Annotated in this window: 19 protein-coding genes; 14 read left to right on the plus strand and 5 right to left on the minus strand. The window is 44.8% G+C overall.

Going from position 1 to position 19966, the window contains the following annotated elements:
• The first annotated feature begins 182 nt into the window (after positions 1-182).
• A complete protein-coding gene (locus ABH897_RS04390; RefSeq protein WP_283652472.1) occupies positions 183-2444 on the plus strand; it encodes a helix-turn-helix domain-containing protein in 2262 nt (753 codons plus the stop codon).
• 30 nt (positions 2445-2474) lie between these two features.
• Here the strand turns inward: ABH897_RS04390 and ABH897_RS04395 are convergent, their stop codons facing one another.
• Positions 2475-3359 carry a carbohydrate ABC transporter permease gene (locus ABH897_RS04395; protein ID WP_283652471.1) on the minus strand — a complete coding sequence of 295 codons (885 nt, stop codon included), beginning with the start codon at positions 3357-3359 and terminating at the stop codon, positions 2475-2477.
• A 268-nt stretch (positions 3360-3627) separates the two neighbouring features.
• On the opposite strand from ABH897_RS04395, the gene ABH897_RS04400 reads away from it, so the two are divergent.
• From ABH897_RS04400 to ABH897_RS04430, 7 genes are all read left to right on the plus strand, one after another.
• A complete protein-coding gene (locus ABH897_RS04400; protein ID WP_404591295.1) occupies positions 3628-4599 on the plus strand; it encodes an ABC transporter permease in 972 nt (323 codons plus the stop codon).
• Between the two features lie 21 nt (positions 4600-4620).
• On the plus strand, positions 4621-5244 hold the full coding sequence (locus ABH897_RS04405) for a YesL family protein (RefSeq protein ID WP_025684614.1): 624 nt from the start codon (positions 4621-4623) through the stop codon (positions 5242-5244).
• 28 nt (positions 5245-5272) lie between these two features.
• Positions 5273-6793, plus strand: coding sequence for an extracellular solute-binding protein (locus tag ABH897_RS04410; protein WP_283652469.1), 1521 nt, complete (start codon positions 5273-5275; stop codon positions 6791-6793).
• Between the two features lie 179 nt (positions 6794-6972).
• Positions 6973-8334 (plus strand): glycoside hydrolase family 28 protein, encoded by a 1362-nt coding sequence (locus ABH897_RS04415; protein ID WP_404518773.1) that lies wholly within the window; start codon positions 6973-6975, stop codon positions 8332-8334.
• 49 nt (positions 8335-8383) lie between these two features.
• Positions 8384-9268 carry a dienelactone hydrolase family protein gene (locus ABH897_RS04420; protein WP_404518774.1) on the plus strand — a complete coding sequence of 295 codons (885 nt, stop codon included), beginning with the start codon at positions 8384-8386 and terminating at the stop codon, positions 9266-9268.
• A 25-nt stretch (positions 9269-9293) separates the two neighbouring features.
• Positions 9294-10298 carry a pectinesterase family protein gene (locus tag ABH897_RS04425; RefSeq protein ID WP_404518775.1) on the plus strand — a complete coding sequence of 335 codons (1005 nt, stop codon included), beginning with the start codon at positions 9294-9296 and terminating at the stop codon, positions 10296-10298.
• Entirely contained in the window at positions 10264-11841 is a 1578-nt protein-coding gene (locus tag ABH897_RS04430; RefSeq protein WP_283652465.1) for a glycoside hydrolase family 43 protein, read from the plus strand. The genes ABH897_RS04425 and ABH897_RS04430 overlap by 35 nt, the downstream gene beginning before the upstream one ends.
• Before the next feature lie 207 nt (positions 11842-12048).
• Here the strand turns inward: ABH897_RS04430 and ABH897_RS04435 are convergent, their stop codons facing one another.
• A complete protein-coding gene (locus tag ABH897_RS04435; RefSeq protein WP_283652464.1) occupies positions 12049-12936 on the minus strand; it encodes a LysR family transcriptional regulator in 888 nt (295 codons plus the stop codon).
• Between the two features lie 118 nt (positions 12937-13054).
• Between ABH897_RS04435 and ABH897_RS04440 the strand changes: the two genes are divergently transcribed.
• Together ABH897_RS04440 and ABH897_RS04445 are read left to right on the plus strand one after the other, a co-directional pair.
• Complete coding sequence (locus tag ABH897_RS04440; RefSeq protein WP_283652463.1) at positions 13055-14116, plus strand: YeiH family protein; 1062 nt, start codon at positions 13055-13057, stop codon at positions 14114-14116.
• Positions 14117-14314: 198 nt separating this feature from the next.
• Complete coding sequence (locus ABH897_RS04445) at positions 14315-15499, plus strand: GH25 family lysozyme (protein ID WP_404518776.1); 1185 nt, start codon at positions 14315-14317, stop codon at positions 15497-15499.
• A 77-nt stretch (positions 15500-15576) separates the two neighbouring features.
• Here the strand turns inward: ABH897_RS04445 and ABH897_RS04450 are convergent, their stop codons facing one another.
• Positions 15577-15846 carry a YuzF family protein gene (locus ABH897_RS04450; protein WP_044648245.1) on the minus strand — a complete coding sequence of 90 codons (270 nt, stop codon included), beginning with the start codon at positions 15844-15846 and terminating at the stop codon, positions 15577-15579.
• A 169-nt stretch (positions 15847-16015) separates the two neighbouring features.
• Between ABH897_RS04450 and ABH897_RS04455 the strand changes: the two genes are divergently transcribed.
• Complete coding sequence (locus ABH897_RS04455; RefSeq protein ID WP_283652461.1) at positions 16016-16141, plus strand: hypothetical protein; 126 nt, start codon at positions 16016-16018, stop codon at positions 16139-16141.
• Between the two features lie 200 nt (positions 16142-16341).
• Here ABH897_RS04455 and ABH897_RS04460 read toward each other — a convergent pair whose 3' ends face one another.
• A complete protein-coding gene (locus ABH897_RS04460; protein ID WP_283652460.1) occupies positions 16342-16572 on the minus strand; it encodes an LSm family protein in 231 nt (76 codons plus the stop codon).
• A gap of 107 nt (positions 16573-16679) precedes the next feature.
• Positions 16680-17351, minus strand: coding sequence for a cupin domain-containing protein (locus ABH897_RS04465; RefSeq protein ID WP_404518777.1), 672 nt, complete (start codon positions 17349-17351; stop codon positions 16680-16682).
• Between the two features lie 348 nt (positions 17352-17699).
• On the opposite strand from ABH897_RS04465, the gene ABH897_RS04470 reads away from it, so the two are divergent.
• From ABH897_RS04470 to ABH897_RS04480, 3 genes are all read left to right on the plus strand, one after another.
• Complete coding sequence (locus ABH897_RS04470; protein WP_283652459.1) at positions 17700-18353, plus strand: cell wall hydrolase; 654 nt, start codon at positions 17700-17702, stop codon at positions 18351-18353.
• A 192-nt stretch (positions 18354-18545) separates the two neighbouring features.
• Positions 18546-18896, plus strand: coding sequence for a hypothetical protein (locus tag ABH897_RS04475; protein WP_283652458.1), 351 nt, complete (start codon positions 18546-18548; stop codon positions 18894-18896).
• Between the two features lie 53 nt (positions 18897-18949).
• Positions 18950-19936 carry a ketoacyl-ACP synthase III gene (locus ABH897_RS04480; protein ID WP_283652457.1) on the plus strand — a complete coding sequence of 329 codons (987 nt, stop codon included), beginning with the start codon at positions 18950-18952 and terminating at the stop codon, positions 19934-19936.
• Positions 19937-19966: the final 30 nt, after the last annotated feature.

The following is a 19966-nucleotide window of genomic DNA, read 5'->3' on the forward strand; positions in this document are numbered from 1 at the left end:
AATCCAGATGAACATAAAACGGGATGGGACGGATGTAATGGTATTTAACATTTCTGTTTGAAGAGTGGGCTTAAGCCCAGGTTTGTTTTTTAAATAAATGCACACGTGAAAAAAATGATTTAAACCTTGTTATGAAAGCGCTATAATTTTGGTATGATGCAAAGAACCAAAGGGGGAGCGCAATGAAAAAAGGCAGGATGTTCTATACCATTTTTATTACGATTCTGGTTTTGGGAATAGGGTTGGTGGCCAGCTTCGGCAGCTACATCTATTTTACAACAATTAGCTCAGTTGTGGAAAGAGTTTCCAACAGTAAACAAAGCTACATGACGCAGATCAAAAACAGTCTGGAGCAGAAAATCCAAACGATTGAATATGCTTTTAATACGTATAGTACGACCAGTTCATTTGATGAAGTCGTAAAACATCCCATTACAGAAAAAGATTTTGTAGCGTATCGGAATGTGAATTCGCAACTCAATTATATTGCTACGATGGGATTAGAAGGAACGGAATACTCACTGATTAGCCTGGATCAGAATTGGAAAATATCCAATGGAAGCCTGTCCTATTTGACGAAAACAGAACGGGAGAAGCTATTTAAAACCTATATCGACCATCAGGATAAGGGGCTATTCTGGATTAAAACAGACAAGGGAATCCGCTTTGTAAATACTTTGCCTGTATTCTCCAAAAAGAAGCAAGCCATTGCGCTGTCGGATATTTCGTTGCAAACGTTAAATCGTACAATTCAAGCAGAGGATCACATGGCCGTTTTTATTCTGAATAAACAAGGCGATTTAATGTACGAAACCGAGCCCGTTGAACAATTATTGACCACCCAGCAGCTCCAGCACATTTCAGAGGCTACGGCTACACCCGACAATTCAGGCATGTTGACACTGGAAAAAACGAAGCATCAGCCTGCTCAGCAAGTCATTTATGCCAAGTCTGCTTATAACAACTGGACGTATTTAACGATATTAGATAAAAAGGAGATTTCGAATGCATTCCAAACGACCAAATTCGGGATCATCACGATGGTACTTGTACTCACACTCTTGATTGTGGTGGTGGCGTATATCATAGCCGTCTATTTTACAAAGCCATTCCAGCAAATTAAACGCAGCCTGCCTAAAAATCCTAATTTTTCGTTCAAAAATGAGCCTTCCAAAAATGAAATTGACTGGATTATTGATTCCATTGACAGCATTGTAACGGAAAAGGAAAGCCTGGAAAGCCTCATTCAGTCCGAAATGCCACAGCTTGAAACCCAATTGATCCTTAACCTGTTTCGCAGGCGTATTTCAGCCGAGGAATTGGCACGAAAAATGCCACGTTTGGGCTATCCTCAACTGGAGAACCAAATGTATATTACCCTGTTGATTCAACTGGATAATCTGGGAGATCGGGAGCCCTCGGATAAGGACATTTTACTGCTGGCTATTAACAAAATCGTAGAAGAAACCATTCCAGAGCAGCAGCGAATGCTTCCCATCATTTTGAACGATGACATCCAGGCGACCATTTTAATGTTTACAGGAAAGAATGAACAGGAAATAAACAAGCAAGTGCTGGATGATGCCACCCTTTTGATTCGAACCGTAAAAGAGTATTTGAATGTATCCATCAGTATCGGCATTAGTAAATCGTATGACAATTTGTTAGAAAGCAAGGAAGCCTGTGAGATGAGTAAGCAAGCCTTGCACCACCGTTTAAATTTAGGCAAAGAATCCATTATATTTTACGAAGACATTTCCACAGTCATTTCAGGCCCGGTGCTGCTTCATTATCCGACGGAAATGGAATCGCAGCTGTTTGACGCCATTCGAATAGGAGATGAAGAGCGAGTACGACTTACCGTACATTCCTTATTGACTGAAATAATGACAAAGAACAATCATTCCATGAACTTTGAGGTGCTGTTGGTGCGGTTTGTGAATAACCTCATTCAATTGGAGCAGCTGCTAGGGATCGAAGTGTTGCTGACGCAGAACAATCATGCGTTGTACCATCGTCTGCTGGACATTCGTAATCCGGAAGAGATCGAGCGTATGCTGGTGGAGCAAGTCATTTCCCCTATGGTAAAAAGTATGAAGGAGAAGACGAACCAGCAATTCCGCTGTCTCTCCGAGAAAATTGCCGCCATTATCCGGGCTGAATATGACCAGGAATTGTCACTGGAGCTCATTGGGGACCGTCTTCATTACAATCCCAATTATTTAAGCAGTATTTTCAAAAAAGAATACGGTACGACGTTCAGCGAATATCTAATGGGCTACCGGCTGCAAATGGGCAAAAAGTGGCTCATTGAGACGGATATGACGATTAAAGAAATCGCCGAGCGATTGCAATATCATAATCCGCAGAACTTTATCCGCTCGTTTCGGAAGAAGGAGCAAGTCACGCCCGGAGCATACCGTAAGATGAAGCAAGCGAATTAAAATGAACTTCACTAGCAATCAAGGGGCAGTTTATCCTTTTACCGCCCCTAATAATGCTCCTTTGACAAAGTGTTTTTGCACAAATGGATACACGATTAGCATAGGAACAGTTGCCACCACAATGACCGCCATCTTAATCGTCTGCGCAGGTGGGATGACATCCACAGAGGTTCCTTCTGCCTGCATACCACTGGAAACGATTACAATTTGGCGAAGCAAGACCTGAATAGGCCATTTGGCGGAATCATTAATATAGAGAATGGCATGCATATACGTATTCCAGTAGGCTACCGCGTAGAAAAGTGAAATAGTTGCAATAGAGGGCATAGCTAACGGCAGCATAATTTTAAAGAAGATGCCAAAATCGTTACACCCGTCCATCTTGGCCGATTCCTCCAGATCATCCGGCAACGCCTGAAAAAAGTTACGCATAATAATCAGGTTAAACGCATTAATGGCAACGGGAAGAATAAGGGACCAATACGAATTGATGAGCCCCATGCTTTTTACAACCAGGAAAGTTGGAATCATCCCCCCGCTAAACAACATGGAAAACACGACAATGAAGTTAATCGTATTTCGGCCAAGCAGATATCTTCGGGATAATCCGTACGCCATAAAAGCAGTAAAGATCATACTCACCACGGTACCGACTACAGTCACTCCGATCGAAACCCCTAGTCCTCTGAAAATCGTTGGGGTCGACAGGATATACCGATATGCATCCAGGGAAAAAGTGACAGGGAACAAAATGAATTTTTTAGCTACCACTTCTTGGGTTGAGGCAAAAGAGCTGGCGATGATATTCAGAAAAGGCAAGAGACAAGTGAGGGCAATGAGAATTAATAATGTACTATTTACGATGGTAAAAATACGACTGCCCAGCGATTCTTTTTTTAGTGATTTTTGCACCAAGTGATTGACCTCCTCGTAATCGTTTACATGTAAACTGTACCAAGAGGGCGGAATTCCGTATATAATCAAATCTTGAGGTGTTCTCCTAAGCATGGAAAAAAGAGGGTAATCATTAGGTTGTGTAGTAATCATTAGGTAAGGTGAAAATCCGGAAAATAGGCGGTATATAAGGTTTTGTAAACGCTATCATTTGATGATTATATGCGTAATGCCAAAAATCACGTACTCTTGAAAACGTATACAGGAACGTTTGAAGGAGGTCGAGCTAATGAAAGTTTCAAGTGTCCCCGCACCGAACATGAAACCGAATATGAAAAAGAAAAAGAACAACAGAACGACGGAAAATCTTTTACGTATGCAAAAACATAAGTTGCTGTATCTGATGGTTTTACCCGGGCTGGTGTACTTCATTATTTTTAAGTATTTCCCTATGGGCGGCTTGGTCATTGCGTTTCAGGATTATCAAGCCTTTTTGGGAATCACGGGCAGCCCGTGGGTAGGAATGAAGCATTTCATTCGTTTATTTACCGAGCCCACGTTTTTCATGCTATTACGTAACACCCTGGTTTTGTTTGCGCTCAACATTGTGATCTTCTTTCCATTACCGATCATTTTGGCATTGATGCTGAATGAGGTAAGGAAGCTTGTTTTTAAAAATATCATCCAAACGATTATCTACATCCCGCACTTTATGTCATGGGTCATCATTGTTTCGATTTCTTATGTATTTTTAACCGTAGACGGCGGGGTACTGAATGAAATGATTGCTGCACTAGGCGGTGAGAAGATCAGCTTCTTAACTTCCCCGGAATGGTTGCGTACCGTTTATATGGGGCAAGTGATCTGGAAGGAACTCGGCTGGTCTACCATCATTTATTTATCGGCGATTACAGTCGTGGATACGCAACTGTATGAGGCAGCAGAAATGGACGGTGCCGGACGTCTCCGAAAAACATGGCATGTTACCTTGCCTGCGATTCGCCCAGTCATTATTACGTTGTTAATTCTGAAAATCGGCAGCACGCTGGATTTGGGCTTTGAGCATATGTATCTGCTATTGAACTCATTAAACCGCGAGGTTGCCGAAATATTTGACACCTACATTTATACAGCAGGCTTAAAGAATGGACAATTAAGCTTCAGTACGACGGTAGGACTTTTTAAAGGCGTGGTGGGACTAATCCTGATCATGGGTTCCAATCGACTGGCCAAGAAATTTGGTGAAGACGGCGTTTACTAATGACGACGGGAAGGATGCGGAATGGTACGGTTTGTAGAAAACATGAACAAATGGTGCATGCGCCTGCTCCGGCTGGTTTACCTTAATTTGCTATGGACGGTTGCGACGATCCTGGGCTTGGGATTTATAGGCGTGGGACCTGCTACTGTCGCTATGCTCAGTATTTTAAGGCAATGGATTCGGGGGAATGAGGAGGTCGCCATTTTCTCCACGTTTGTACGTTACTTTAGAGAAAGTTTTAAAGAAGCGGCGATCATTGGAGCGATTTACAGCCTCGTGGGCTACGTGCTCTATGTGGATATCGTCAATGTCTCATCCTGGTATGTTCGCGTAGTGACGCTTATTGGAGCCTTTTTGTATCTCATCTCGTTGGCGTACATTTTCCCGTTACTGGCTCATTATGATTGGAAAGGGATCAAGCTGAAAATCAGAATGTCCGTGGTGATTGGGTTTTCGTATTTACAATATACACTTGTTCTTTTTGTTGCGATTGTCGCGCTTTTTACATTGATTCTAGGCTTGTACCCAGGAATTCTGACTTTTGCCGGAGCCAGTATCATCGGTTATCTCGTGATGTGGATGACGCATCAGGTGTTTAGCAAAATAGAGCGAGAGGTTCTGGTGAAAGAGGAAGATATGGCATGAATATACGATCAGAAAAGGAGCAAACACAATGAAAAAAGGGATATCGATGAAAAAGGGAGTATCGGGCCTTCTTGCCGTACTTATGGTCATGAGTGTTTTTTTAGCTGCTTGCGGTGACAAGGGGGCAGAGGATCAAGGCAGCCAAACCTATGATCCGAATTCAAAGCTGGAATTAACCTGGTTAAATGTATTGCACACAGCCTCTCCACCTACAGACACGATTAAGGACAAAATTGAAAAATACACGAATTCCAAGATTACGTTCAACTGGGTTCCTGATGCATCGAAAGAAGAGAGAATCACTACAGCGCTGGCGTCTGGTGAATTGGCGGATATTGTGACTCTTACGATGATGACAAATTCTTCAGTTCGAAGTTCATTGAAATCAGGTCTATTCTGGGATGTAGGGAGCTATTTGGACGATTATGACAATTTAAAAAAGATACCTCCCGAAGTTAGAAATGCAGCCTCCATCGAGGGAGTTCTGTATGGAGTTCCATTCCAGAAAAATTTGGCACGAGCAGGCTTGGTTATTCGCAAAGATTGGCTGGATCGTTTAGGACTTAAAGTACCTACGACCCTGGATGAGCTTTACGAAGTTGCGAGAGCGTTTACAGAAGATGATCCGGACGGTAATGGCAAAAAGGATACGACAGGCTTTGGCGACAGATCTGATCTGCGCTACAGCAGCTTTAAAACCTTAAGCTCTTATTTTGGCACACCTAATGGCTGGAAAGTAGATGAGAATGGCAAGTTTACGCCGGAATTTGATACACCTCAATATTTGGAAACGATAAAGTATTCCAATAAATTATATAAGAACGGGTATATATCGAAGGATTTCGCCGTAACCGCTAAAACCGATCAGCAGCAGCAATTTGCTCAAGGGAAAACCGGAATTTATACGGGAATGGTGGATATCACCAACTTGAGAAATCTGTCACAAGGCTTGCAAAAGGGGCTTGAATTGGTGCCTGTAAATAAAATCTCCAATGGAGACGGTAAATATCACATTTGGTCCGAGGGCAGCGGAGTTGGCGGTTTGCTGGCATTTCCTAAATCCGAGGTGAAGACGGAAGCTCAATTGAAGAGATTACTTCAATTTGTCAATGATTTGATTGATGAAGAAGTATTTATGGACATGACAGGTGGTATCAAGGGAACTCATTATGACATTGATAATGAAGGAGCTTTCAGAATTATTAACACCGATTTGTGGCAAGCAGATGTACAGCCGTTTGCAAGCTCCAGACCGAGTGAAGTAACTTACACGTTAAAAGATGCCAACCCTGAAAAGGAACTGGCCAATCAATTAATCAAGGAAAATAACGAATTTGCCGTTTTGGACCCAACCGTTCCTCTGGATTCTGTAACTGCCAATGAAAAAGGAACTGAGCTCGAAAAAATTATTACCGATGCTACGTTTAAATTTATTATGGGTGAGACCGATGAAGCCGGATTTAAAGCAGCGGTAGAAAACTGGAAAAATTCCGGTGGATCACAGATTATTACTGAATACGAAGAAGCGTATAAGAAATCGAAAAAATAAGGATATAGATATAGGTTGAACATCAGTGTACATGAAGTGCCACTACGCAGGCGGATGGTGCTTACCATCGCTGACGCTTGTTCAGCACCATTCCGCCTACTCCGTTTTCCAGTGTATTTTTAAGTTCAGCCTATACATCATTTTCGTATTCACAAAAAATGAAGACAGGAGAGAACGAGATGCAAATGTATAACATTGTAGATTATGGAGCACCTCAGGATGGTACGACGTTGGCAACAGGGGCGATTGCGGCTGCGATCGAAGCGGCCAGTAATGCCGGGGGAGGAACGGTATTTGTTCCCTCGGGTACGTATCTGACAGGCGCAATCTTTCTGAAAAGTAACATTGAGCTGCATTTAAGCCCCGGTGCAATTCTTTCCTTCAGTACGGATTTGGTTGATTATCCTGTAGTAGAATCCAGATGGGAAGGCGTTCAGCGAGAAGTACATGCGTCGTGTATTTATGGGCAGAACCTAGAGAATATTTCAGTTACAGGCAGCGGAACGCTGGACGGAAATGGTCAACCGTGGTGGGAAAAGCATCGGAATCATCCCGAGGAGTTACAGTACCCGAGACCCAAATTAATCAGCTTTGACCGTTGTCAGCGGGTCACCATTAAAGATATCATGTTGAAAAATTCCCCCAGTTGGACTGTAAACCCTATCGCTTGTTATAACGTTACGATTGACAATGTGTCCATTCTTAACCCGGCGGATTCCCCCAATACGGATGGCATTAATCCCGAATCCTGTTCCAATGTTCGTATTAGTAACTGCAATATTGATGTGGGCGATGATTGTATTGCGATCAAAGCAGGAACCGAAGATACACAGGAGAGGATTCCTTGTGAAAATATAACGATTACCAACTGTACGATGGTGCATGGACATGGCGCTGTCGTACTGGGAAGCGAGATGAGTGGAGATATCCGTAATGTCACGATCAGCAATTGTGTGTTCAAGCAAACGGATCGGGGCATCCGCCTGAAATCAAGACGGGGACGTGGCGGAATCATCGAGGATATTCGCGTTAGCAATATTGTGATGGAAGATGTGATTTGTCCATTTATTCTGAATCTCTATTATTTCTGCGGACCTCGGGGCAAAGACAAATATGTCTGGGACAAAAATCCCTATCCAATTACCGATGAAACGCCTTGCTTTAGACGGATTCATTTTTCCGATATCACGGCACGACAGGTTCATGCGGCTGCTGGATTCTTATACGGACTTGCAGAACAATATATTGCTGAAATTACATTTTCCAATATTGATATTTCCATGGCGAAAAATGCGATTCCCGGCCGTCCTGCCATGATGACAGGAATCGAAGATATGAACAACCGTGGTTTTTATCTAGGCAATGTGAGAGATATCCGTTTTCAACAGGTGACCATTGAGAATCATGAAGGCCCTGCTTTTTATATTGAAAACGGGGAAGGCGTTGAAGTCAACCGTTGTCATTCGAAAAATACAAACCAGCCTGAAAAGCTGATCGAACAAGTGACGATACAACCTTCTGAACAAAATGTTTTTAATTGAGGATTTTGCAAAAATCCTGATTTAGGAGGGGCATGGAAGGAGGGAACACGTGGATAAGCTGCAAGCATTATTGGGAGATCTTCCGGCAGATCGACCCGTTACAGCTACCGTGCTAAAGCAAGAGGAGCAAGAGGGATACCAACTGGAATCTCTCCTGCTGGACATAAACGGAATCGAGCCTGTGCCAGCTTATATAGCCACACCACTACAAGGAAACAGTCCGTTTCCATTGGTCATTTTCAACCATTCGCATGGGGGCAATTATACGAATGGACGCAAGGAATTTATCCATAGCAGCTCCTACTTGCAGCAGCCCTCGTTTGCCAAAACCCTGACAGACATGGGCTATTGCGCTTGTTGTATTGACATGTGGGGCTTTAATGAACGTGGGGGCAAAACCGAAAGTGAGCTGGTAAAGGAGATGCTCTGGCAGGGCCAGGTGCTGTGGGGCATGATGCTGTACGATAACCGTCGTTTGGTGGACTATATGTGCCAGCGAGAGAGTGTTGATGCTTCCCGCATCGCAACGATTGGCATGTCGATGGGAGGTCTGATGGCGTGGTGGCTGGCAGCGTTAGATGAGCGGATACAGGTCACCATTGATATTTGCGGACAGGTAGATGCCCACACGCTGATCGCCAAAAGGGGACTGGATCAACATGGCTTCTATTCCTATGTCCCCGGCTTGCTTAAGCATTTTACCACGTTGGATATTCAAAAGCGGATTGTTCCCCGTCCACGAATGAGCATAACAGGCCAAAATGACCGAATGTGTCCTATCGAGGGGGTCGAGCATTTGGCGGAGGGACTGCTGGAAGCTTACCAGGAAGCAGGTCACCCTGAGCATTGGCAGCCTGTGATTGCAGGTGGCGGGCATATGGAGACCTTGGAAATGCGAACGGCGTGGCAGTCATTTTTAGCAGAACATCTGTAATTCCAATGAAAGGATTGGGGCAACCATGCTGGTAGGGAAAGAATCCTTTTGTGATTTTCATACGATTCAGGAGGCGATTGCTGTATTGGAGCAGTCGCCTTCTAACGAAATGGAAACGCTGTATATTTTATCGGGTACCTACGAGGAAGAGGTGCGAATTTACCGTTCGTATCTCCATATCATAGGCATCGGACAGGTAGACATTCGAATGCATCGATATGCCAAGGAGCGGGATGAGGCAGGGGAGGAAATAGGGACCTTTGCGACTCCCACTTTATTTTTAGGCGGTAGCCATCTGATTTTGGAAAATCTCACGATTTCCAACACGGCGGGACAGGGGGAAGCCATTGGACAGGCTGTTGCCGTATATGCTCACTGTGATAAAACGGTTTTTAGAAACTGCACCTTTCGCGGGCATCAGGATACATTATTTACAGGCCCCTTGCCTCCGGCACCGAAAGAACGGCTAAAGTTTGGCGGCATTCATTTGAAAGAACATCATGCCCACTATCGCCAGCTTTATCAGCAATGTTATATCGAGGGAACGGTAGACTTCATTTTTGGTGGGGCTACCGCTTATTTTGAACATTGCGAAATTCGCAGTTTGCGCCATCATGAGAACCAAACGAGCTACGTTACAGCCGCCTCCACTCCCCAGGGACAAGCGTATGGCTATGTATTCAATCATTGCTACTTAACCGCAGAGCCTGATATTACTCCGGTATTTTTGGGGCGTCCGTGGCGTGAGTATGCCAAGACCGTATTTGTGGATTGTAAAATGGGCGAACATATTGATCCACGGGGTTGGGACAATTGGGATGATGCTGCAAATGAGAAAACAGTTTGCTATCAGGAGTATGGTGTATCCGATGTTGCCTCGTTGCGTAGGCAGCGTGTTCGGTGGGCGGGTTGTTTTGAAGCAGGAGCAGAAGTGTGGAGCAAGGAGCAGGTTTTTGTTGGATACACTTTTTGGAAGCAAGGAGGAGCAATTTCTCATGATGATCCAAAATCCCATATTAAAAGGCTTTAATCCCGATCCGTGTATTGTACGAGTCGAGGATACTTACTATATTGTCGTGTCATCGTTTGAGTGGCTGCCGGGAGTACGGGTGTATCAGTCCACAGATTTGGCCCATTGGGAGCACTGTACAGATATTTTGACCGATCAGGTTGATTTAAAAGGAAACCCGAAAAATTGCAGCATTTGGGCGCCGCAGCTGAGCTACGCGGATAACCTTTTTTATCTGCTCTATACGGATGTGAAGAGCACCAGACGTCCGTTTAAGGACGTTCATAATTTTGTGATGACGGCGCCTGCGATTCATGGCCCATGGTCAGACCCGGTTTATCTCAACAGTAGTGGATTCGATCCGTCTTTATTTCACGACGAGGATGGACGTAAATGGCTATTGAATGCATTGTGGGATTACCGCATGTTGGACAGCAATAAATCTTCAGGTATTGTTATGCAGGAATACGATAGCAGGCAGCAACGACTTATTGGCGAGCCTGTGAAAATTTTTGATTGCACGCCTTTGAAAAAGACAGAAGCCCCTCATATTTACAAGCAAAACGGATATTATTATCTTATTACAGCGGAAGGTGGAACGGGTACGGGACATGCGGTAACCGTAGCCCGTTCGAAGCAGCTATCCGGGCCTTATGAAGTAGACCCGCATAACCCGATGCTTACGTCACGCGATCGTCCTGAATTCCCTTTACAATGTGCAGGACATGGCAGTCTTGTACAGACGCCAGATGGCGATTGGTATATGGCTCATTTATGTACTCGTCCATTGGAAGGGAAGTATGCCATTTTAGGGCGAGAAACAGCCTTGCAGCACGTGTACTGGAATGATGAAGGCTGGCTGCGATTAACCGGCGGGGGCCATACGCCGCAATTCGAAGTGCCTGCACCTATCGGAACCAATTTCTCGGCAGGGCAGAAGCACAGCTTTATATTCGAAGACTTTTTCGAGGGGCCCGTTTTAAATAAAACGTGGAACACATTGCGCATACTGGCGGATGACCGTTGGTGCTCACTGAGCCAGCGTCCGGGCTATCTTCGAATTCTGGCTGGAGAATCCATTCAAAGTCTGTTTCATCATCATGTGCTTGCCATCCGGCAAACCGATCATCATTTTCGGGTGGAAACGGCACTGGAATATCAACCTGTCAGCTATTTGCAAATGGCGGGGCTCCTGCTGTATCTAAATGATGAAAATTATCTATATGCCTATGTCAGCTATGAAGAGGGACAAGGGAAAGTACTGCGCATGATGCGATGTGAAGCAGATACATTCACATTAGTTCCCCATGCGATTATACTTCAGGAGGATCTTCCTATACATTTGGCCGTAGAAGTCCATGCAACCCAAGGACGATTTTATTACCATCTCGGGAATGAACCCACCTGGACTCCACTTTTTGAAAAGCAAAATATCAGCTTTTTATCAGGTGGATTTACAGGGAATTTTGTAGGGATTGCCGCCCACGACATGCAACAATTTCAAGGCAGCTACGCCGATTTTAGCCACTTTTTGTATCATGGGCAAGACCATCTATCCTCTTAAAACAAAAATATAACGAGTGTGTTGTCTATCCAACATTTTGTCTTTTTGATGATTGCAGCAGGCGGGCCGCCGCTATAACATATAAGTGCAACACATGTTGTTTAAGCAACCGCAGTCATCCGATGGAATTGAAGGAGCAGGATTTGCTGCCCCTTGCTTTCAAGCAAGGGGCTTTTGGATCTTTTTCATAAAAACGGAGTAGGCGGTTCACCTTTTCACGTTATAACCTCGTAAAACCTCTAAAAAAACGGTAGCCGCTTTCGTTTCAAATACCGCAGAAGGGGTCAGAAAAGAGAATTTTCGAACGACCGGGAAGCCGCTTATATCCAACACTTTTAAAGTGCCCAAGGTGAGTTCCTTTTGAATTGTCCACTGTGACAGCAAAGAAATGCCCAAGCCTGCTTCTACAGACTCTTTAATAATCTGAGTGCTGCCAAAATCCATAATATGAGCAGGGGCAAACTGAAATCGTGCAAACATCTTTTCCGCCGCTTCCCGGGTTCCAGAGCCTTCTTCGCGCAGAATCCAAATGTCCTCTTGTAGCTCACTTAATCCCACTTGAGCTTTACCAGCCAAACGATGATGATGTGGAACGACAATATACATTTCATCTTCTGCAAACGGTTCAATGTACAAATGGTCATGCTGAAATTCTCCTTCAATAATCCCCACATCCAGTTGATTGCCGATCACCAATCTTTCAATTTCCTGAGTGTTGCCGATGCTAATGGAGGGCTGAATGAGCGGATATTGACTTCTCATTTGCGCAATCACATGAGGAAGTACGTACTCTCCGTACGTGTAGCTTGCGCCAATGGACAGATTGCCTTTTGCTGTATTCATCAACTCGTCCACTAAATACTGCATTCGGGTGTGGAGGCGGATAATTTCCTGGGCATGATGATATACAATTTCACCGGCTTTGGTTAAACGCACATATTTATTACTTCGCTCCAAAAGCCGGGCTCCCATCGTACGCTCCAGCGTTTGAATGTATTGACTTACGGCAGGCTGGGTCATGTGTAACTCTTCGGCTGTTCTTGTGAAGTTTTGTTTCTCCGCTGCCATAACAAATACGATTAAAGATTGATCCAAAGCCAACTCCTCCATTTTCATCATATGTATTTACTTATGAATACTATTATAATGATTTATTTTCCTTATGACAAAATACGCATTAAGCTTTATGAAGACAGAATTGGAGGTATTCACCATGAGCAGTCACATAAAGCGCATGAAATGTTCACTAAGTTCCGGTTTATCACAAAAGCGTTCCCCACACTCTAACCGAAATCGCTTTATCCAGCGTATCTTAGGCATTGGACTGACCATGATATTTGCATCCGTGGGGTATGGTCTGAACGAAATACCTGGCTTTCATTATGTAGGCCCTTTGGCTTGCGCCATGTTTCTCGCAGTCTTATACCGACAGCTATGGGGATATCCCGAAGCTTTACACTCAGGGGTTGAGTTTTCGGCTAAAAAATTGCTGAGAGGGGCTATCGTATTATACGGACTAAAGCTCAATATGGATGTTGTTATTCATCACGGTATGGGCTTGCTCCTGCGTGATATGGGTACCGTCGTATTTTCCATCCTGTTTACGATGTGGCTGGCCAAGCGCTTTAAGGCAGATGCTTCGCTCTCGCTTCTTCTCGGTATTGGGACAGGTGTCTGCGGTGCGGCTGCGATTGCGGCTGTCTCTCCCCTGTTGAAATCCAAGGATGAGGATACGGCTATAGGAGTAGGGCTCATTGCTTTGGTCGGAACTGTATTTGCCATTTTGTTTACTGTCCTTCGATCCTGGCTTCCTTTGACGGATATGCAATATGGAATATGGTCAGGCATCAGTTTGCATGAAATTGCACATGTGGCCTTAGCTGCTGAACCTGCCGGACAGGATGCTCTCGCGATTGGCTTACTAGCCAAGCTGGGCCGTGTCTTTTTGCTAATACCGCTTAGCTTTATGATCATGTACTGGATGAAGCGAACCGGAAAGATCCACTCGGATGCGAAAATGGAGTTCCCCTGGTTTCTCATTGGATTTGTCATAACAAGTTTGATCGGTAGCTATGTTTTGGGAAAATATATCGTAGTTCCTTCTAGTCTGATGAACGGACTTTCTCACATCACCACATTTATGCTAACGATGGCAATGGTAGGCATGGGGCTGAATGTGAGCTTTAAGACCTTGCGGGAGAAAGCGGTGCTTCCTTTACTGGTGCTGTCCATCACCTCGGTCATTCTTGCAGGCTTAACATTTTTAACCGTGTGAATAAGGATACAAAAGAAGTCTCTGCTCGCTATGTAGCTGGTAGAGACTTTTTAGTGCTGTAAATGATAAACTTGAGATATGTGATGACTTATCCGTAACTTTTTACATATTATTGGCGTCTATCAAAATGGCGGGTACTGAGGATACTAGATTGCACGATTTTCATAAGTGAAAATTTATAGAATGGTAGGGTACATAATGAAGAAAATTTGTTTTTTGGCTTTTTTATTTCTGTTTTTATGGGTATTTCCAGGGGAAACTCACGCTACGTCTTCAAGTTCACATATTGAGCTGGATGGTAAAGATTTAAGTACTGCGAAGGGAATTCAGATCCAGGAAATAAAAGGTAATGTGTTGGTCCCACTTCGTCTCATTGTGGAGGAATTGGGTTATAAGGTCAATTGGGAGCCCAAGACAAGTACGGTAACGATACAGGATCGAGATCATAACCTCAGCCTCCAGGTAAATAGCCCCATAGCGTCAGTCGATGGTCATCAAATGGGGTTGATGGTAGCTCCATTGCTTAAAGACGGAACGACTTATGTTCCGCTTCGCTTTGTATCTGAACAGACAGGGCTTGATGTGACATGGAGCAGCAAGTTAAAAACGGTGTTTCTGACTTCCCCACCTGTCTCAAGCGGAAGTAGTGTTTCTTTGAATCAGGATTCAGAAGAAACACTGGAGTCAACATCTACTGAGCCTGTTACATCTACTATAGCTCCTGATACAATCGTCCCTGAGCCTGTCATCTCTTCCGACGGACATGCTCAAGGGATCGATGTCTCTCACTATAATGGCAATATAGATTGGCAGCAGGTTGCGGCCGCAGGCAAGACATTTGCTTTCATCAAGGCTACTGAGGGGACAGCATATCAAGATAATCAATTTTTAGCAAATGTTCAGGGTGCGAGGGATGCCAACATACTGGTCGGTGCTTATCACTTTTTGAACGCTACAACTACGGATGGTGCTCGTCAGGAAGCTGCTAATTTTGCCAGGGCTATAGAATCAGCAGGGGGCAGTCTGGATCTTCCACCAGTGATGGATTATGAAAATAACCCAAAAGGTCTTACTCCTTCGCAAATTAGTGAAGTGGCTCATGCATTTTTGGATGAAACGGAGAAGCTTACCGGACGTCTGCCAATCGTGTACACGGGAAATGTCTTCGCTTCCAAGTTTGATCCTACACTTTCTATGTATAAATTGTGGGTAGCCAGATACAGCACCACTCAAAAACCGACTGCAGTTCCAGCCTGGGATAACTGGTGGGCCTGGCAGTACAGTAGCACAGGTAGTGTTCCGGGTATCCGTGGTAATGTGGATTTGAATGAATTCAATGGAACGATAGATGAACTCCGTTCTTCGCTGGCGGGAGATAATTGAATAGCAGAAGCTTATGACAATAGTAAATCCTCGCGAATCTGGCATAGGATCGGCGAGGATTTTTGGCGTCTAATCGTCTAATTGGGCATAATCCATACGATTTCACAGATCCGGACAAAGAATTTCTTTCCGTACACATCCAAAATAACATGATCAGGTTTACAATCCACTACACAACCGTCAATTCTGCCACGAGTGGTCTCCAGTACAACATATTTGCCAATGACCGATTTTAATGTTTCTACCACATACGGGTCTACAGGGGTTACCATGATGTGATGAGGGGTATGGTGGTGATGGGGAAAAGGTTGGTTCGTACTGTAATTAAGCGCTTGATTTGGATTCAATTGCTTCACTCCTTCAGGATTAATTGTGATATCTTATGCTCCTGCCCAGAAAGGGTGTAGGCGGATGCCCAATCGACGGAAAGATTCACATCATTGCCGATAAGCCCGGTCCATAGGAAGCCTCTATACATAAGCTATGATGTACCTTGAATTGAAGGAGGAACTTACCATGAGTGAATGCGAAAGAGGTTGTGGCGGCGGTCAAGGATACCCAGGCGGAGTTTGGACATCAACAGGGGCTATCCTGGTACTGTTCATTCTGCTGGTCATCATCACCAAGTCGTTATGGATCTAATTTGAATTGAGTGTATTAAATCCCTCACCGGTGTATAGCTGGTGGGGGATTTAGCATTTTAAGGGATTCAAGTGACTTGTTTGGATTGTAAAACACCCCAAATAGCAGTTACCACTCCCTGACGGATGAGTGTCGGGGGTGGTAGCTGTCATATGAGGTGTCAATCGGTTTGGTAGACAGGGCTTGACGGGTGCAGTGGACTAAATTAAAGCAATCGCTAATAGGGTGAACAGGCTCAAGGTTAAGATTTGATTACCATATCCATAGCCAGGATAAAATGCAGAGGTTTGAACACGCCCGTTTGATTCCGCTTTTAAGTACACATTATTGCGATCCACCTTCACGATGGTTCCTTCGTGCTGTTGTCCGTCCATAGTCAAAACACGTACCCGTCTGTTCATACAGCCCAAGCAGTTGTAATAAGCGTCCATTCAATCACCCCCTCTTGTACATTCGCATTTTATGAGAGGAATGATGTAACGGTAACGGCTAATATACAGGGAGAGGGCATTCCCACGGATTTATGATCTTATCAGGGTCAGGTCCATTCATGATAAGGGTTAAAGGCGAAGCCGGGATATCCGTTTGTAGGGGCATAGTTTCTTTCCGGGGCGACCTGTTGGTATGGGGGAGTATCGGCAAGTCTCACATGTATTCCCGTTTTTTTGGCCTGCTGGTGCTTGCAGTCATTAGGCGGACCGATGATCACAGGCTTTTTGATAGGAGCGAGCGCTTCCTGAATTTTATTCTCATTCAGGCAGTAGGTATGAGCCAGAATATTGCTTGGCGTTAATCGCAAGATGTCGGAGCCGAGGATGAATTCAGGGGTGGGAGCATTAAAAATCGCTATCAAATGAGTATGATCCATTGTGGCGACCTCGTAGTGCCACCATCCCTGGGGAACATTAGCGACCTGACCAGGTATGAGCGGGAAATGGTGCAACTCGCGGGTGAAAGGGTTAATTAGTGACACGGTCACTGCTCCAGAGACGCAGTATACCAGTTCTGCTGCATTTTGGTGGTAATGAGGCTCTACGACGTTGGCTGTGCTGAGGTAAATATCCAGCAGCGATATATTCGCCAACGTATTTAGTTGCTGGATCGAAAGCTCGTTGATGTAGTTTTGAGCATCCTTTTGAAATAAAACATTGTCTTTTAAATCATAAGTAAATTGTGCGGAGGGAGAGGTGTAATCCATATATGAATCCACGCGTCGTTCCTGCCTTTCTGCTATTTAAAATTTGATGGTCGTACAGCTACCCTATGCATTCGCCCAATGTTGTGTGCAAGGGATAGGGGCACTCGTCAGTCCGCTAAGGCTACGTTATTTGTATGCGCAGTCATAGGACCAGAGCCGGATGATACGTAAATGCGGCTTGTGGTATACTGCAACGGACGTGTGAGAGCATCTTTGTCCGATTCCGTATGTAGCAACGCGTCATTTCCGCAGCTAGGCATAAGCTATAGCCCAAGAAACATCATCGGATAAACGCCCCTGAGTTGTACAGGCCGGAATGGTTGTACCGGACAGAACAAGAAAGAGGAGGTTGTCTGGAATATGAAAAAATGTTCTATGTTGATCCTGTCCTGTGCATGTATGCTGGGTGCTGTGTTGTCGGTTGCTCCAGGACAAGTACAAGCGCAATCGTCAACGCTGACGAAAGGGGCTCAGAGTGAGCAGGTGCTGGAGCTTCAACAGCAGCTTCATTCGCTCGGTTATTTTAAAGCCGGTTTTACCGGGTATTACGGATCCTTGACCAGTAAAGCAGTTGCCCGTTTCCAACGGGACTACGGCCTTACGCCCGACGGTGTAGCCGGAGCGACAACGCAAGCCAAGCTGGATTCCTTCGGGAAGGTGCGTTTAACCGCCCTGGAGCAGTTGGCCCGGATTATTTATGCCGAGGCACGCGGGGAATCTTTTCAAGGGCAGGTAGCCGTGGGGGCGGTCGTATTAAATCGTGTGCAGTCCAATGAATTTCCAAGCTCGATTCCGGACGTTATTTTGCAGCCAGGCCAGTTCACCGCTGTACAGGATGGTCAATACCGCCTGAAACCGAACAAGACCGCGTATCGTGCGGCAAGACAGGCTCTTAATGGTGCTGATCCGACGAACGGGTCCCTGTTTTATTACAATCCGGCCATTGCCACAGCCAAGTGGAGCAAGAGCCGTCCGGCTGTCATTTCACTCGGCCGCCATACGTTTACAAATTAATTCAACGTAAGAACACGTAACTCGTTAGTCGTCAGTTGCTCCCTGTAGCCAGGAGCAGTGGCGGCTTTTTTTGCATATTCACAAATTTGTAATATATTAGTGTCGATTTCTCTATTTTAATATTAAAATTTCTACATATTTTTCCGATACTATTAATAGTAAAAAATATGATTTCAAAGGAGTCTTACTGAAATGAGTCAAAATCCTTACAGCATCGAAGTGGATCAAACCATTAAAACGGTACATATGGCGGTGAACGGTGTGTTTAGCCCGACTGAGTATGATAGTTTTGTCAATGAGTATGTATCCAAGACTTCCTCTATTCAGGCTTCCAGCTTTACGCTCAAAGTAGACTGTACCCAATTGGCACTGCTGGGCCCAGGAGAAGTAGAAAAACTGAAAGGTTCTTTTGTACGGTATAAAGAGACCGGATTTGCCAAAGTGATTTTTGTTATCAGCCTTCAACAAACGATTATTAAAATGCAACTCGGTCGTGTAGCACGTGAAGCGGGATTAAACAACGTAGATATCGTCGTACAATAATGTTCTGAAGCGGTGACAAACAGCGAGATGAATGTGTAAGGGGGAACCTGCTGATGAGCCATATTAGAATAAAGGCATTGGGTGTGTATCATCCGCCTCATTCAGTAGATAACGAATATTATATCCGTCATTTTGGCAAACAGGGCAAAGATATTCGGCGCTTCATGGAGCATATGGGCAGGAAAAAGCGTTACATTATTGATCACCCGGACGAGAACGGTTTGGCGATGGGGATCGCGGCTGCCAAGAAAGCGCTGGATCAGGCTCAAATGACAGGCCGTGATGTGGACATGATCGTGTTTTCCACCCAAGTCCCAGAGTCACTGTTCCCTATGAATGCCCTATTTATTCATCAAGCGATTGAGGCCAGACATGACGTGGTTGTCATGGATTCTAACGCGAATTGTGCAGGCATGACGGTGGCTGTCGATCAAGCCAGCCGATCCATGCTGTCTAGTCCTGACGTGAGGACAGCACTTATCATTGGTTCGGATTATAATTCACTTGTTTCTGGCCCTGAGGATGAAATTACTTATGCCAATTATGGGGATGCCGCTTGTGCGGTTATTTTGGAGCGTACAGAAGAGGATACAGGTTTTATGGATTCTATGTATTTTACGGACCCGGTCAACATAGATAAAATTTTGTACCCGGCTCAGGGATTAGCGGCAACACTCCAAGCAGATGCTCCGGGAAAATATATTCAGTGGCTTCCGTTTGACGCTAATATGGCCTTGCCCCCTACATTTGAGCTGCTTGAACGCATTTTGAAGAAGAACGGACTGGCGCCTCAGGATATACGGGCTTATTGCCTGTCCCAGTTTTCGCTGGCAAATGTGTTGAAGATTCAGGAGCACTTGAAGCTGGAGGATGCCCAAATGATCTATGTGGGTGATCGCTATGGCTACACGGGTACCAGCAGCCCGTTCATTGCCTTGTATGAAGGGATTGAATCCGGTCGCATCCGCCGCGGTGATTATGTGCTGTTCTGGACAATTGGAGCCGGATATCAGCTGGTTGCTATGCTGTTTAAATATTAAGGAATATGAAAAAGACCTTGCGGCCGCAGG

The sequence above is a fragment of the Paenibacillus sp. RC73 genome (assembly GCF_044908085.1).
GTDB lineage: Bacteria > Bacillota > Bacilli > Paenibacillales > Paenibacillaceae > Paenibacillus > Paenibacillus terrae_A.

Bases quoted from the DNA above. Each gene is read 5' to 3' on its own strand.
- ABH897_RS04390 (WP_283652472.1), top strand. From the start codon at position 183: ATGAAAAAAGGCAGGATGTTCTATACCATTTTTATTACGATTCTGGTT.
- ABH897_RS04400 (WP_404591295.1), top strand. From the start codon at position 3,628: ATGAAAGTTTCAAGTGTCCCCGCACCGAACATGAAACCGAATATGAAA.
- ABH897_RS04405 (WP_025684614.1), top strand. From the start codon at position 4,621: ATGGTACGGTTTGTAGAAAACATGAACAAATGGTGCATGCGCCTGCTC.
- ABH897_RS04410 (WP_283652469.1), top strand. From the start codon at position 5,273: ATGAAAAAAGGGATATCGATGAAAAAGGGAGTATCGGGCCTTCTTGCC.
- ABH897_RS04415 (WP_404518773.1), top strand. From the start codon at position 6,973: ATGCAAATGTATAACATTGTAGATTATGGAGCACCTCAGGATGGTACG.
- ABH897_RS04425 (WP_404518775.1), top strand. From the start codon at position 9,294: ATGCTGGTAGGGAAAGAATCCTTTTGTGATTTTCATACGATTCAGGAG.
- ABH897_RS04430 (WP_283652465.1), top strand. From the start codon at position 10,264: ATGATGATCCAAAATCCCATATTAAAAGGCTTTAATCCCGATCCGTGT.
- ABH897_RS04440 (WP_283652463.1), top strand. From the start codon at position 13,055: ATGAGCAGTCACATAAAGCGCATGAAATGTTCACTAAGTTCCGGTTTA.
- ABH897_RS04445 (WP_404518776.1), top strand. From the start codon at position 14,315: ATGAAGAAAATTTGTTTTTTGGCTTTTTTATTTCTGTTTTTATGGGTA.
- ABH897_RS04455 (WP_283652461.1), top strand. From the start codon at position 16,016: ATGAGTGAATGCGAAAGAGGTTGTGGCGGCGGTCAAGGATACCCAGGC.
- ABH897_RS04460 (WP_283652460.1), bottom strand. From the start codon at position 16,572: ATGGACGCTTATTACAACTGCTTGGGCTGTATGAACAGACGGGTACGT.
- ABH897_RS04470 (WP_283652459.1), top strand. From the start codon at position 17,700: ATGAAAAAATGTTCTATGTTGATCCTGTCCTGTGCATGTATGCTGGGT.
- ABH897_RS04475 (WP_283652458.1), top strand. From the start codon at position 18,546: ATGAGTCAAAATCCTTACAGCATCGAAGTGGATCAAACCATTAAAACG.
- ABH897_RS04480 (WP_283652457.1), top strand. From the start codon at position 18,950: ATGAGCCATATTAGAATAAAGGCATTGGGTGTGTATCATCCGCCTCAT.